Source organism: Desulforamulus putei DSM 12395, from assembly GCF_900129195.1.
GTDB lineage: Bacteria > Bacillota > Desulfotomaculia > Desulfotomaculales > Desulfotomaculaceae > Desulfotomaculum > Desulfotomaculum putei.
Map to the genome: position 1 here is coordinate 340,583 of NZ_FQUY01000001.1, position 12,402 is coordinate 352,984.

Consider the following 12,402-nt stretch of genomic DNA (forward strand, 5'->3'; position numbering starts at 1 on the left):
TGTTAAAACAGGGGGGATCATCATGGGAGACGGACTAAATATAAAGGAGCAATTTGATATTGCCGTCATCGGCTGCGGCCCGGCCGGCCTATCCGCAGCCATCAACGGTACCATCCGCAAAAAGAAGGTCGGCATCTTTGGCACGGACTTTTGCAGCCCGAAACTGCATCATGCGCCTCATATTGACAACTACCTGGGATTGCATAACATGACCGGTGAAGAACTGCGCAAGAGGTTTTTGGACCACGTAAAGGCCATGGGACTGGGGATCATTGAAAATAAAATAACCGGCGTGTACCCCGAGGAAGGCGGTTTTATGTTACAGTCCCGGGACACATTTTATAAAGCCAGCGCTGTGATTTTAGCCACCGGTGTCAGCGCCGTCAAACCCATTAACCAGGAACTGGATTACCTGGGCCGGGGAGTCAGCTACTGCGCCACCTGTGACGGCCCCCTTTATAAAGGGAAAAAAGTGATTGTCCTGGCTTATAACCGGGAAGGTCTGGAAGAAGCCAATTTCTTAGCTGAAATAGCCTCGGAGGTATTGCTGGTTTCCCAGATAAAAGAAAAGGAAGCTCAGGGCATCACGCTGGATGAAAAGATTAAAGTGATTCAAGGGAAACCGGTGGGCATTACCGGTGATATGTGGGCTACGGGAGTTGCGCTGGAAGGGCAGAATTTAACCGCTGACGGTGTTTTTATCATCCGGGATTCGGTCCTGCCGGACCAGCTGGTGCCCGGCCTGAATGTCAGCAACACAGGGATTGTCGTTGACCGCAGCGGCGCCACCAACATACCGGGTGTCTTTGCCGCCGGGGATTGCACCGGTGCCCCTTACCAACTGAGCAAAGCCACCGGAGAGGGTCAGGTGGCGGCCCTAAGCGCTGTCAAGTACCTGGATGAACTGAAAAACAAAGCCGGAGACACCAAAAAGGAACTTGCCGCAATATAAAAGAAGGCCCGCGGGCCTTCTTTTCATGTTAAACCAGTCTTTTCATCATGGGGAAATTCTCGTCATCAAAGGCATAATGGACACCCGGCACAAAACCCTGTCGTCCCCAGAAACCCACTGAATTGTCCTTTGGGTTTAAGGAATTGACCCTTGCTTCCAGCACAATGGAGGTACACCCTTGTTTGATAAGGAGTTTCTCCAGCAAACGATAAACCCTGGTACCCAGATGCTTATTTCTCAGTCGAAGGGGAATTTGTAAAAAATGTATTTTTGCCTGGGGAAGCCCTCCCCGGTCCTTTTGTATTTCGTAAATCAAATAAAAATTCTCTTCCTCGATTTCATCGTTATGTTGAATGGAAGTGAGATAGATACAGCCCGGGAAAAGAACATGCTTAATAAAGCAAAGAGAGTGCCCCAACATATTTTCCAAACTCATTTGGAATGAAATCAGCTCGCTGTTAGGAGCGGGAAGCACCTGCATGAATCATCTACCCCTTATTGTTTTCTAGTTATACTATAACACTGTCCGGCCCATGAAGGAATGTTAATTTTCTAGAAACATGCAAGGTACACAGAATATTGTCAAAACACCATGGGATTTGACATACGATTTTAGGAATATTTGGAAGGATTAGTCAATTAGATGAGAGAATCCTATACCCAGAGTTTACGGCAAAGGAGCGATGCTAGGATGTGGAGGCCCAAAGGTTTAATTTCCAAGGCCATTAATAAGGTAAAATTTTTTCAAATCATGGCCTGCTTGTTTGAAGCCGCCGGGGCAGGCAAACCAGCGTTGCGTTCCCTAAAAAAAGCAATTGAAATGAACCCCCATAAAACTGACTTGCATTTGCAAGCCAGTCGCATATATTTAAAACTGGGTCAGATCGACCAGGCTGCCCTGCACTGTAAAAAAGCTGCCTCCGGCCTGGGACCCGGCAGTTTTATCTACTGGCTGAACCGGGCCAGTAACGGGGGCATCAAGTCCAACCGTTGGGATAACATTGAATCATTGGAGCCCCTGCCGGACAAGCCCTACATTCCGGAGGCCCCGGCCGGCGATAAAATTACGCAGTTTAATAACAGTGGACTTTTGCTGCTGGAAAACGGCAGGTACTGCGAAGCATTGGCCTGCTTCCAGCAGGCCCGTGCCCTGGGCGGCCATGATCCGGCCGTTTTGTTCAATACAGGTCTTGCCTTGAGCAAGCTGAACCGCCACCGGGAAGCGCTGGAGCTTTATACCGAGGCCCAATCCATGGGCTTTTGCAACGTAGAATTGTTAAACAACAAAGGATACAGCCTCTTTCACCTGGAACGTTACGAAGAGGCCCTGTCCTGTTACGAAGTGGCCAGGCAGTTCATGCCCAATGACCTGGGCTTGTTGAGCAACTTAGCCTCCTGCTATCATGTGCTGGGTAGGGTGGAAGAAGCGGTGGGCTGCTACCGCAGCGCCGTCAAAGTTTGCCCGGAGGACGCCACCCTGCACAACAATCTGGGTATTTGCCTGGAAAACCTGGATAAGATCCCGGAAGCCCTGGCATGCTACCGCCAGGCGGTGAATTTATCCCCTAAAAACAGCACCTTCCTGTTAAACTACGGCCACTGCCTGTTAAGTTTAGGTCACCTGGAGGAAGCACAAGAGGTAGTCGAAAGAATTCTGGAACAGGAACCGCATAACCACCAGGCCTGGGGACTCCGGGGTGAACTGATGGCAAAACAGGGAAAAATGCGGGAAGCAGCAGAATGTTACGGCAGGGCGCTGGGATTGGCAGGATAATTTTATTAAGACTTGGTTTAATAGCCAAGTTTTTTTATTTTATCCTACCTGAGTATTAGCAACTTAGATGTTTTTTCTCCAATTACCAAAAAACTTATCTTTTCTGGAAGGGAGATGGCCGGCAAAAGAGAAATATATTAAAGTTTGGGGCCCGGAGAAATACTAGATTTTAAGGAGGAAGATACATGTACGAGTTGACAGTCCGAAGCAGGTTCTCCGCTGCCCACAGTCTCTGCGGTTACCCCGGCGATTGTGCGAGATTGCACGGGCATACCTGGACCCTTGAAGTGAAGGTGGTCGGCGAAAAACTGGATCAAATGGGTATGCTGGTGGATTTTAAGGAAATAAAGAAGCAACTGTCTTTGGTCATCGATCAATTGGATCATCGCTTGCTTAACGAGATCCCGGGCTTTGGGAAAGACGGCCTAAATCCCACAGCTGAAAACTTATCATATTATATTTACCAAACCCTGAAGCAGCCCATTGCTGCCATGAAGGAAGGGATCCGGCTCAAGGAGATTTCCGTGTGGGAATCCCCGGATGCCTATGCTACCTATCGGGAGGATGTTTAATTGAACAGTGTGGTACTTCTATCGGGCGGGCTGGATTCCGCCGTCAACCTGGCCTATGCCTTGACCGAAGGAAAGGTGAAACTGGCCCTTACCATGAACTACGGCCAACATGCAGCGAACAAGGAGATAGATGCTGCAGCGGCATTGGCCCGGCATTACGATATTCCTCACCGGGTCATTGAGCTGCCCTGGCTGGCACAAATTACGCAAACGGCGCTGGTAAGCAATCAAAACGCTTTACCGGAGCCCTCAGCCGAGGAACTGGATAACATGGATGCTGCCCATAAAACAGCAGCTGCGGTTTGGGTTCCCAACCGCAACGGATTGTTTGTTAATATCGCTGCCTGTTTTGCCGAGACTTTAAACTGTGGGCTGGTGGTGGCAGGTTTTAACCGGGAAGAAGCGGCTACCTTTCCGGACAATACGCCGGAGTTCGCGGCGGCCGCCAGCAGGGCCATGGCCTATTCCACCTCCAATCAAGTAAAAGTCATCAGTTATACGAACCGTTTGGATAAGAAAGAAATCGTCGCCCTGGGGGACCGTTTAGGGGTACCCTGGGATTTCATTTGGAGCTGCTACCGGGGCGAGGAACAGATGTGTGGCAAATGTGAGAGCTGCCGACGTATGATGCGGGCTTTTACGTCCCTCAATATAAACCTGCCCGCAGCCCTGAAGAACCGGGCCGGAGGTGAGTAACGTGCTGGTCCGTGTGGTGGAAAAGCCGTTACAGTATGACGGCAGGCAATTGTCCTCACTGTTTGGTTTCCGCAATTTCGGCATACAGGGGGACAGCATCATCTGTTTTCGCGGGGGTTGCCGGGTGGAACTGACGGAAATGGTGGATTTGGCAGACGTCCGGGAAAATGCGCCCATTTACAGTGAAGACATGCTGCATTTTATCATTGAACATTTTGACATGGATTTAGAAAAAACAGTGATTCGTCAGCGGTTGTTTATTGCCATCATTAAAGAAATTCTGGAAAGCAATACCGGAGTCACCTTCCGGAGAAGCGGTGACGATCTTTACCAGGGCGAGCGAAAACTTTCCGTGTCCATTGCCACCGCCAGTCCTGTGTCCACCATGATTCACACCGGTCTGAATGTGTCTTCCCTGAACACCCCGGTACCCACCGTCGGTCTGGCTGATTTGGGGATACCGCCCGGTGAAATCCTGGCCATGGGTGAGATCATGGCCCGGGCTTATGCGGAGGAAATGAAAAGCATCCGGTTAGCCCGCTGCAAGGTCAGGGGGGTAGGCTAGTGTCCGGCGCCTATCTCCAGGAAATCTTTTCTTCAGTGCAGGGAGAAGGTCCCTTTGTTGGTTGCCGGCAGGTTTTTATAAGACTGGCGGGCTGTAACTGGACCTGTACTTACTGTGACACACCCACCGATCCGGCGCCAAAGACCTGGGTCATGGAAAAAACCCCCGGATGCAGAAACTTTATGACCTTGGCCAACCCGGTAGAACCGGTGGAGCTGGCCGAAATGATTACGAGCCATTATGATTTAACCCTGCATCATTCCGTCAGTCTCACCGGCGGTGAACCGTTACTCCACACGCAATTTTTAAAGAAACTCATCCCCGGGATTTGCGGCACCCGGGCAGGCATTTTCTTAGAGACCAACGGCACACTGCCCGATAAATTATCTTCGGTGATTGACTGGGTTGATATTGTAAGTATGGATGTTAAACTGGAGAGTTCAACCGGTACCAAGACCCCCTGGGATGCTCATAAAAGATTTTTAACGGTGGCGGCACGAAAAAAGGTGTACGTGAAAGTTGTGGTCTCTGCGTCAACAAAGGAAGCAGAGATAGAACAAACAGGCAAACTCATTTACAGCATCGATCCGGAAATTGAATTAATTCTGCAGCCTGTCACAGCCAGGGGAGGCATTGTTACGCCATCCGTTGACAGGGTCCTGAGACTTCAGGAACGTGCCCTCAAAATATTGCAAAACGTGAGGGTGATTCCGCAAACTCACCTGATGATGGGGCAGTTATAGAGGAGTGACAAAATGTTTGATCTGCCAAAAATAGAACAAGCCGTAAAAATGATTTTAGAAGCCATTGGTGAAGACCCGGCCAGGGAGGGTTTGGTGGAGACGCCGGCCAGGGTGGCCAAAATGTATCAGGAAATTTTTGCCGGTTTGGAAGAAGACCCGGAGGCGCATCTGGATAAAACCTTTTCCGAGGAACATGAGGAAATGGTGCTGGTGAAGGACATTCGTTTGTTTAGCATGTGTGAACATCATTTGATTCCTTTCATTGGCAAGGCACACGTTTGCTACATTCCGAGAAACGGCAATGTCACCGGCTTATCCAAACTGGCCAGGTTGGTTAACGGGTATGCCCGCCGCCCGCAGCTCCAGGAAAGACTGACTAAGCAAATTGCCGATGCCATTATGTCCCGCTTAAACCCCTACGGCGTACTGGTGGTGGTGGAAGCGGAACACCTCTGCATGTCTATGCGGGGGGTCAGAGCACCGGGGGCTAAAACGGTTACCTCGGCAGTCCGGGGCATCTTTAAAAAGAACGAGGCTTCCCGGGCTGAAGCTATAAGTTTAATTATGAAGAGTGAATAATCGGGAGGGAAATTTGTGAGCGCCGAAAGTAAAGGTTCGGATAAGCTTGAAATGATTGCCCAGCAAAGTTTTACCGCTTATCCGGAAATGTATAAAATAGTAGATTTTTTAAACAGGACGTTGAAGGATAAACAAATCATTTTTGGCTTAACCAAAACGAAAGACGGCAAAATGACCATCTCGATTTATGAAACATAGGAGGATTTATGCGGATACTCATTTCCAATGATGACGGGATTTATGCCGACGGCATCGGTGAACTTCGCAAAGCCATGGAACAAATTGCGGACGAAGTCTATGTGGTGGCGCCGGACCGGGAACGAAGCGCCTGCGGTCACGGCATTACGGTGACCCGGCCACTCAGGGCCAAAGTTCATAAGTTTAAGTCCGGCAAGGCAAAGGGCTGGGTTGTGGACGGCACCCCGGCGGATTGTATCAAGCTGGGCCTGGAGTCCATCTTAGAAGGCCCGCCGGACCTGGTGGTATCCGGCATCAACCTGGGTCCCAACTTGGGCACCGATGTTTTGTACTCCGGTACGGTTTCCGCCGCCTTTGAGGGCGTGATTAATCACGTGCCGGCCATTGCCGTTTCCCTGGCCGCTTGGGAAGACCTTGATTACAAAGCAGCCGCCGAATTTATGAAGGAATTTGTGCCGCTGGTGATGGCCAATCCCCTGGACCCCGGCATTTTATTAAACATCAACATTCCCAACCGTTACGACGGGCGCGGCATCAGGATCACCCGGCTGGCCCGGCGCCGTTATATCAAATGCTTTGACAAGCGGGTGGACCCAAGGGGCAAAATCTATTTCTGGATGGCCGGGGAACCCTATAACCTGGACGAAGACGATCCGGAAACCGATGCTGCAGCCATTAACGACGGGTTCGTATCCATTACCCCGCTGCATCTGGACCTCACCGATTATGCTTATCGAAAAAAAATGGCCGGCTGGTTGCCGACCAAGTAGTTTTTTTAAAGCTCTCTTTCCGGAGAGCTTTTTTACACCAATTCATTGGCCTTTTCCAAAGCGATCCGCACAAAATTACCGCACTGACGGGAGGTCAAATTGCCGTAATCGCTTTTTTCGCCTAGAATTAATCCTTCCACACCCTGCACCCTGGCTGCATAGTGCTTCATTCTGTAATCCATTACTTTATTACGCCTTGCCATGATTGTTTCCTCCTTTGCAAAAATTTCGCTGTGCCGAATTTCTTTCCGCTCAGGCTAGATCTCGTCCTGGGTGATTTTAACCTGAGAGGCCTGTATTCGGCAAATGTACCGTTGGATTGCCTTTTTAGAAGGCTCCAGGCAGCAAAACCAGAACGATGTAAATCGAGTTAAAATAATTATTTTATCCTTACGTTAACCATAGTATGTGATGTGTTTGGCAAAATTATTTTGCAAAAAAATTGGTCACAAAACCAACCAATACGAAAAATACTTATAAATTTAAAATCGTTTGGTTACCAGTCGTACAACGTGCAGAAAATCCTTGCGGTGAATTCCTCCCAGCAAAAACAGGAGAATTACATAAACCAGGCAACCTGCCACCAATGATACAATCAAGGTTAATAAAGGAGAAAAGGATAAAAATAACTTAATCTGCCAGATCACCATAGCCATGCCCAGGGCTGATAGGAAGGGTTTGACAACATCGTGTGATAAATGTAGTCGATAACCGATTAATTTATTTAAATCAAGATAATTTAATAAAGCTATTAACACATAAAAAACGTTTAGTGCCAGGGCGGAACCCAGGATTCCCAGGGAGGGAATGGCTGTTAAGTAATAAAGCCCCAGTATTTTAAAGACCGAAGCAATGACCAGGTTTTTAAAAGGTTTTACCGCTTCGCCCATCCCTTGCAATATGCCGGTGGTTGTCTGCTGGAAATAGAGGAAGGGACCTCCGAAGGCCAATGCTGCCAGAATGATCCCCGCATCGGCATAGCCAAACAGAATGCCGCACATTTCTTTGGGTAATAACAAAAAAGCAACGGTACAGGGTAAACCGGCGCCGATGGTAATGCGCAAAGCCTGGGATGTTCTGGTTTGCACCAACTTGTGGTTTTCCAGAGCCAGAGCGTCCGAGATGGCCGGTACCAGAGCAGTGGCCAGAGCAATGGTAATCATGGTGGGAGTAAAAAGCAGGGTTTCTGCTATACCTACCAGTTGGCCATAGACAGAAGTTGCCTGGTGGACAGACATTCCCGCAGCCTGCAGCCGCTGGGGGATCAAAACGGCATCCGCCGACATCAACAGTGTGCTGACAAACCTTGTCAAAGTAACCGGGACCCCCAGGCCAAAAATGCTGGCAATGGTCCGCCTAAAGGGTTCATATACCGGCCTTGACCTGGCAGTAACCCGTTGTTTCCTTGTGAAATAGAGATAAATCATGGTTAAACAGCCTGTGAACTCGCCAATCACCACACCCAGGGAAGCGCCTACGGCAGCGTACTCAACTCCCTTTGGCAGCAGCAGGTAAGCAATGCACAGTCCTGCCACAACCCGGACGATCTGTTCCAGGGTCTGGGTAATGGCCGTGGGGGTCATCTGCTGTAAACCCTGAAAATACCCTCGAAAGGCGGAACAGATGGAAACCACAATGATCCCGGGAATCAGGCAGAGGAAGATATAGTACACTTTTGGGTTGGGAAAAACAAGCTTCATCAGCAGGGGAGAAGCCATCACCAGCAGAGCAGTAAAGATAACACTGGAGAGAATCAAAATAGAAAGGCTTATTTTAAAAACCCGGTTCGCCCCTCTGACATTATTCTTTGCCATTTCCTCCGCCACCAGCTTGGCAATGGCCACCGGGATGCCCATGGTTGCCAGGACCAGAACCAGGATATACAAAGGAAAAACCATATTAAACAAGCCGATTCCCTCGGGTTTGATTAACCTGATCATAACGATTTGATAAATGAAACCGATGATACGGTTAACAAAGCTTGCTGACAGTAAAATCAAAGCGCCGATAACAAAGGATTGTCGAGACATGTCCACTTTCCTTTCGCCATGACAAGGCCGGATATTCCACTATGTTATGTTTATGACAGTGGATACACTGGTATGAAAAGTAAGCCAAAAGAAAAAATAGCAACGCAAAAAAATAAAAGTCAATTTTCAATATATTAAGAGGATTTGGATAAAGCGTGTAGAAATGTTAACATAAATTTAATACCGTAAACCTTGATTTTGGGTGAAAAAACAGCCAACATGGTAGCATGTTGCCATTTTTACCTGGTTCTGGTTAAATGTATATAATTTGCTAAGAGAGGATACCATTATAAACAAAAGGAGGCCTGAACTTTGAAAAATTACCAATCCAATCAACTCCGCAATGTCGCAGTGGTTGCCCACGGTGGTTCTGGCAAAACTTCTCTGGTAGAAGCCATGCTGTTTAACACCGGAACGCTTTCCCGACTTGGCCGAGTAGAAGACGGCACCACTGTTTCAGACTACCATCCTGAAGAAACTGCCCGTAAAATGACCATTCATACTAGTTTGGTCCCCGTGGAGTGGAATAATACAAAGATCAACCTGTTGGATACCCCGGGCTTCTCCGATTTCATAGGTGAAGTAAAAGGTTCTTTACGTGTGGCTGACGGCGCTTTATTTGTTGTTTCCGCTGTAGACGGTGTTCAGGTTCAGCATGAAGTGATCTGGGATATGTGCAACGAGATGCCCAAGATTGTAGTTATTAATAAAATGGATCGTGAAAATGCGAACTTTGATAAGGTTTTAGAAGACCTGAAAGCAAAGTTTGGGGCTAACTTTGTGCCGATCCAACTTCCCATTGGCGCTTTCACCGACTTCAGCGGTGTTGTCAACGTAATGGACCAAAAGGCCTTTACCGGTGACGGCAAGGGCAAAGAAACACCTGTTCCGGAAGATCTGGCTGACCAAATTGAAGTGTACCGTGAGGCCCTGGTGGAAGCTGCCGCTGAGGGCGACGATGAACTGACCATGAAATATCTGGAAGGGGAAGAGTTGACCCCGGATGAAATTAAAGACGGCTTCCGCAAGTGCCTAGCCCAGGGTAAGGTTGTACCTGTACTGGCTTGCAGCGCCACCAAGAATATTGGTGTAGCCCAAATCCTTGATTTTCTGGCTGCTTATTTCCCGGCTCCCAAGGTTGAGGAAGGTCCTGTGGCTGCCCTGGTATTTAAGACCATCGCCGACCCCTATGTAGGTAAGATGAACTTTATCCGGGTCTTCCGGGGGCAATTAAAGAATGACTCTGCCATTGTTAACGTAACCAAAGATAAACCCGAAAAAATTGGGCAGATCCTGTATGTGCGCGGCAAAGCCACCAGCCAAACCGACGTTGTTCCTTGCGGCGACCTGGCGGTACTGGTGAAGCTGCAGGATACCAACACCGGGGACACCTTGGCCGATAAAGATAAGCCCATGGAGTTAGAGGGCATTGAATTCCCGGTTCCCACCCTGACCACTGCGGTTGCTCCCAAGAGTAAAAACGACGAAGATAAACTGGGGGATGCCCTGTTAAAGTTAACCGAAGAAGATCCCACCATTAAGGTCCAGAAGAATACTGAAACCAAGCAAACCCTGCTGATTACCATGGGCGAAGCCCAGACCCAGATCATGGTTGATCGCCTAAAGAAGAAATACGGTGTTGATGTGGTACTGGAAGAACCTAAAGTTCCCTATCGCGAAACCATTCGCAAGAAGGTTGAAGTGGAGGGCAAGCACAAGAAACAATCCGGCGGTCGCGGTCAATACGGCCATGTCTGGATTCGTTTTGAGCCCACCGATGAACACTTCGTCTTTGCCGAAGAAGTTTTCGGCGGCGCCGTTCCCAAGAACTACTTCCCGGCCGTTGAAAAGGGCCTGAGAGAAGCAATGGAAGAAGGCGTGCTGGCAGGATTCCCTGTCACCGGTCTGAAGGCCACCCTGTATGACGGCTCCTACCACCCGGTGGACTCCTCTGAAATGGCCTTTAAGATTGCAGCCCATTTAGCCTTCAAGAAAGGTTGCGAGCAGGCCAGCCCGGTTTTGCTGGAGCCCATTCAAAACGTAGAAGTAACCGTACCGGAACAGTTCATGGGCGACATCATCAGTGACTTCAACACCAAGCGCGGTCGTGTGCTGGGCACCGAACCCATGGGCAAACTGGTAAAAATCCGTGCCCAGGTTCCTCTGTCTGAAATGTACCGTTATGCCATCGACCTGAAGTCTATGACCCAGGGCCGCGGTTCCTTTACCATGGAATTCTACAGTTACGAAGAATTCTCCGGTCGCGAAGCTGAAATGGTTATTAAAAAGGCCCGGGAAGAAAAGGAAGCCAACAAGTAGTAATAAAACCCAGGGGGCGCATGCTCCTGGGTTTCTTCATCTTTGGAAAAACTATCCTTTGTTGCGTTCCGCAAAACGGGTTAATTCCTGTTCTTTTTCACAATAGGTCCAGTCTTCCGGTGATATCAGGTTGACTCTTTTGGGTTTGGGCTTCGGCTGCAGTTCCTCCGCGGTCTCCATATTACTTTTATTGGGGTCAAAATAGATAAAATGCCCCATTTTCACTCACCTGCCTGAGTCAATATTGTTGCTTAACATCTCCTTGTCATAATTAGTTTTAGCTGATAAAATATATTTATTCTCAGGTATTAAAACAAATCAAATCTGTTTTGCCGGGATGGGAAAATTAGGAAAAGGTTGAATGCTATTTTATAGTAAAAGGTGACATTTTTTATGTTGACTAACAACCGGGTTTTTGATATACTAACTCTTGCGTCAGGGAAGTAAATGTTATACGGGGGTATAGCTCAATTGGTAGAGTAGCGGTCTCCAAAACCGTTGGTTCTGGGTTCGAGTCCTAGTGCCCCCGCCAATTAGGAAATCAGCAACCTGTGAGGGGCTGATTTCTTTTTTTATATAATCAAACCGAATAATTTATAAAAATATCACCCCGGTAAATAAAAACCCGCCGTCTCAAGGGACAGCGGGTAGTTCTGTTTACGAAAAAAAGGGCTGTTAACCCGTTAAGCTTCAATTTGCTTTTTTATACGATTAATTTCCTTTTTGTTTTGGCGTGTTTCGTGTTCTAATAATTCAACGTCCGCTGTCAAGTAAACCAGTTTGCCGTCTATGTCGTTCAGTCGGTTTTTGATTTCAATAATTTCTGCTTTCATCTCATTCATTTCTGCCCTGATCTCATGTATTTCTGCCTTCATGCCGGCCATTTCTGCTTTCATCTCGTTTATTTCTGCCTTCATACCAGCCATTTCTGCTTTCATCTCGTTTATTTCTACCTTCATGCCGGTCATTTCTGCTTTTAGATCGTTCTGTCCCTCCAGAACCTTGCCCACCATGGTAATCAACTGGCTTACCATTTGCTCCATGTTTTTGTTTTCAACCACCGGAATCCCTCCTTTTAGCAATTATAACATGGGTTTTATAAGATGGGGAGGAAAGTTTTAACTCCGGTAATAAAAAAGACCTTGCAAAAATTTCAAAATCTATTGATATTATTAATATAAATGGTATAACGACACCTGGGGGG

The 12,402-nt window shown here is 48.1% G+C and carries 15 protein-coding genes and 1 tRNA gene; 11 read left to right on the top strand and 5 right to left on the bottom strand.

Annotation, left to right across the window (positions count from 1 at the left end; translation table 11 throughout):
• The first annotated feature begins 22 nt into the window (after positions 1-22).
• On the top strand, positions 23-952 hold the full coding sequence (locus tag BUB67_RS01500) for an NAD(P)/FAD-dependent oxidoreductase (protein ID WP_073234594.1): 930 nt from the start codon (positions 23-25) through the stop codon (positions 950-952).
• Between the two features lie 28 nt (positions 953-980).
• Here the strand turns inward: BUB67_RS01500 and BUB67_RS01505 are convergent, their stop codons facing one another.
• Entirely contained in the window at positions 981-1,433 is a 453-nt protein-coding gene (locus tag BUB67_RS01505) for an N-acetyltransferase (protein WP_073234597.1), read from the bottom strand.
• Positions 1,434-1,643: 210 nt separating this feature from the next.
• On the opposite strand from BUB67_RS01505, the gene BUB67_RS01510 reads away from it, so the two are divergent.
• The 8 genes from BUB67_RS01510 (at position 1,644) to surE (ending at position 6,849) form a co-directional block, all read left to right on the top strand.
• Positions 1,644-2,726: a tetratricopeptide repeat protein gene (locus BUB67_RS01510; RefSeq protein ID WP_073234600.1), complete on the top strand. Its 1,083-nt coding sequence runs from the start codon at positions 1,644-1,646 to the stop codon at positions 2,724-2,726.
• A gap of 185 nt (positions 2,727-2,911) precedes the next feature.
• Positions 2,912-3,298, top strand: a complete 387-nt coding sequence (gene queD, locus BUB67_RS01515; protein ID WP_073234603.1) for a 6-carboxytetrahydropterin synthase QueD — start codon at positions 2,912-2,914, stop codon at positions 3,296-3,298.
• Positions 3,299-3,994: a 7-cyano-7-deazaguanine synthase QueC gene (gene queC, locus BUB67_RS01520; protein ID WP_073234605.1), complete on the top strand. Its 696-nt coding sequence runs from the start codon at positions 3,299-3,301 to the stop codon at positions 3,992-3,994.
• Position 3,995: 1 nt separating this feature from the next.
• Positions 3,996-4,559 (top strand): DUF366 family protein, encoded by a 564-nt coding sequence (locus tag BUB67_RS01525; protein ID WP_073234608.1) that lies wholly within the window; start codon positions 3,996-3,998, stop codon positions 4,557-4,559.
• Complete coding sequence (locus BUB67_RS01530; protein WP_073234611.1) at positions 4,559-5,302, top strand: 7-carboxy-7-deazaguanine synthase QueE; 744 nt, start codon at positions 4,559-4,561, stop codon at positions 5,300-5,302. Before BUB67_RS01525 ends, BUB67_RS01530 begins: the two co-directional genes overlap by 1 nt.
• 12 nt (positions 5,303-5,314) lie before the next feature.
• Complete coding sequence (gene folE / locus BUB67_RS01535) at positions 5,315-5,881, top strand: GTP cyclohydrolase I FolE (protein WP_073234613.1); 567 nt, start codon at positions 5,315-5,317, stop codon at positions 5,879-5,881.
• A 51-nt stretch (positions 5,882-5,932) separates the two neighbouring features.
• Positions 5,933-6,079 carry a YpmA family protein gene (locus BUB67_RS01540; RefSeq protein WP_073235073.1) on the top strand — a complete coding sequence of 49 codons (147 nt, stop codon included), beginning with the start codon at positions 5,933-5,935 and terminating at the stop codon, positions 6,077-6,079.
• A gap of 8 nt (positions 6,080-6,087) precedes the next feature.
• Positions 6,088-6,849, top strand: a complete 762-nt coding sequence (surE, locus tag BUB67_RS01545) for a 5'/3'-nucleotidase SurE (RefSeq protein ID WP_073234615.1) — start codon at positions 6,088-6,090, stop codon at positions 6,847-6,849.
• A gap of 32 nt (positions 6,850-6,881) precedes the next feature.
• On the opposite strand, the gene BUB67_RS01550 is transcribed toward surE, so the two are convergent.
• Both BUB67_RS01550 and spoVB read right to left on the bottom strand, forming a co-directional pair.
• Entirely contained in the window at positions 6,882-7,052 is a 171-nt protein-coding gene (locus BUB67_RS01550) for a small, acid-soluble spore protein, alpha/beta type (RefSeq protein ID WP_073234617.1), read from the bottom strand.
• A 279-nt stretch (positions 7,053-7,331) separates the two neighbouring features.
• Entirely contained in the window at positions 7,332-8,879 is a 1,548-nt protein-coding gene (gene spoVB, locus BUB67_RS01555; protein ID WP_073234619.1) for a stage V sporulation protein B, read from the bottom strand.
• 312 nt (positions 8,880-9,191) lie between these two features.
• Between spoVB and fusA the strand changes: the two genes are divergently transcribed.
• Positions 9,192-11,198, top strand: a complete 2,007-nt coding sequence (gene fusA, locus BUB67_RS01560; protein ID WP_073234621.1) for an elongation factor G — start codon at positions 9,192-9,194, stop codon at positions 11,196-11,198.
• Between the two features lie 51 nt (positions 11,199-11,249).
• Here fusA and BUB67_RS16305 read toward each other — a convergent pair whose 3' ends face one another.
• Positions 11,250-11,417 carry a hypothetical protein gene (locus BUB67_RS16305; RefSeq protein WP_159431797.1) on the bottom strand — a complete coding sequence of 56 codons (168 nt, stop codon included), beginning with the start codon at positions 11,415-11,417 and terminating at the stop codon, positions 11,250-11,252.
• Between the two features lie 237 nt (positions 11,418-11,654).
• Here BUB67_RS16305 and BUB67_RS01565 point away from each other — a divergent pair.
• A tRNA-Trp gene (locus tag BUB67_RS01565) sits at positions 11,655-11,730 on the top strand.
• A 151-nt stretch (positions 11,731-11,881) separates the two neighbouring features.
• Here BUB67_RS01565 and BUB67_RS01570 read toward each other — a convergent pair.
• A complete protein-coding gene (locus tag BUB67_RS01570; RefSeq protein WP_073234624.1) occupies positions 11,882-12,259 on the bottom strand; it encodes a hypothetical protein in 378 nt (125 codons plus the stop codon).
• Between the last annotated feature and the right edge of the window lie 143 nt (positions 12,260-12,402).

Bases quoted from the DNA above. Each gene is read 5' to 3' on its own strand.
- BUB67_RS01505 (WP_073234597.1), bottom strand. From the start codon at position 1,433: ATGCAGGTGCTTCCCGCTCCTAACAGCGAGCTGATTTCATTCCAAATG.
- queD (WP_073234603.1), top strand. From the start codon at position 2,912: ATGTACGAGTTGACAGTCCGAAGCAGGTTCTCCGCTGCCCACAGTCTC.
- BUB67_RS01500 (WP_073234594.1), top strand. From the start codon at position 23: ATGGGAGACGGACTAAATATAAAGGAGCAATTTGATATTGCCGTCATC.
- surE (WP_073234615.1), top strand. From the start codon at position 6,088: ATGCGGATACTCATTTCCAATGATGACGGGATTTATGCCGACGGCATC.
- spoVB (WP_073234619.1), bottom strand. From the start codon at position 8,879: ATGTCTCGACAATCCTTTGTTATCGGCGCTTTGATTTTACTGTCAGCA.
- BUB67_RS01540 (WP_073235073.1), top strand. From the start codon at position 5,933: ATGATTGCCCAGCAAAGTTTTACCGCTTATCCGGAAATGTATAAAATA.
- folE (WP_073234613.1), top strand. From the start codon at position 5,315: ATGTTTGATCTGCCAAAAATAGAACAAGCCGTAAAAATGATTTTAGAA.
- BUB67_RS16305 (WP_159431797.1), bottom strand. From the start codon at position 11,417: ATGGGGCATTTTATCTATTTTGACCCCAATAAAAGTAATATGGAGACC.
- BUB67_RS01510 (WP_073234600.1), top strand. From the start codon at position 1,644: ATGTGGAGGCCCAAAGGTTTAATTTCCAAGGCCATTAATAAGGTAAAA.
- BUB67_RS01550 (WP_073234617.1), bottom strand. From the start codon at position 7,052: ATGGCAAGGCGTAATAAAGTAATGGATTACAGAATGAAGCACTATGCA.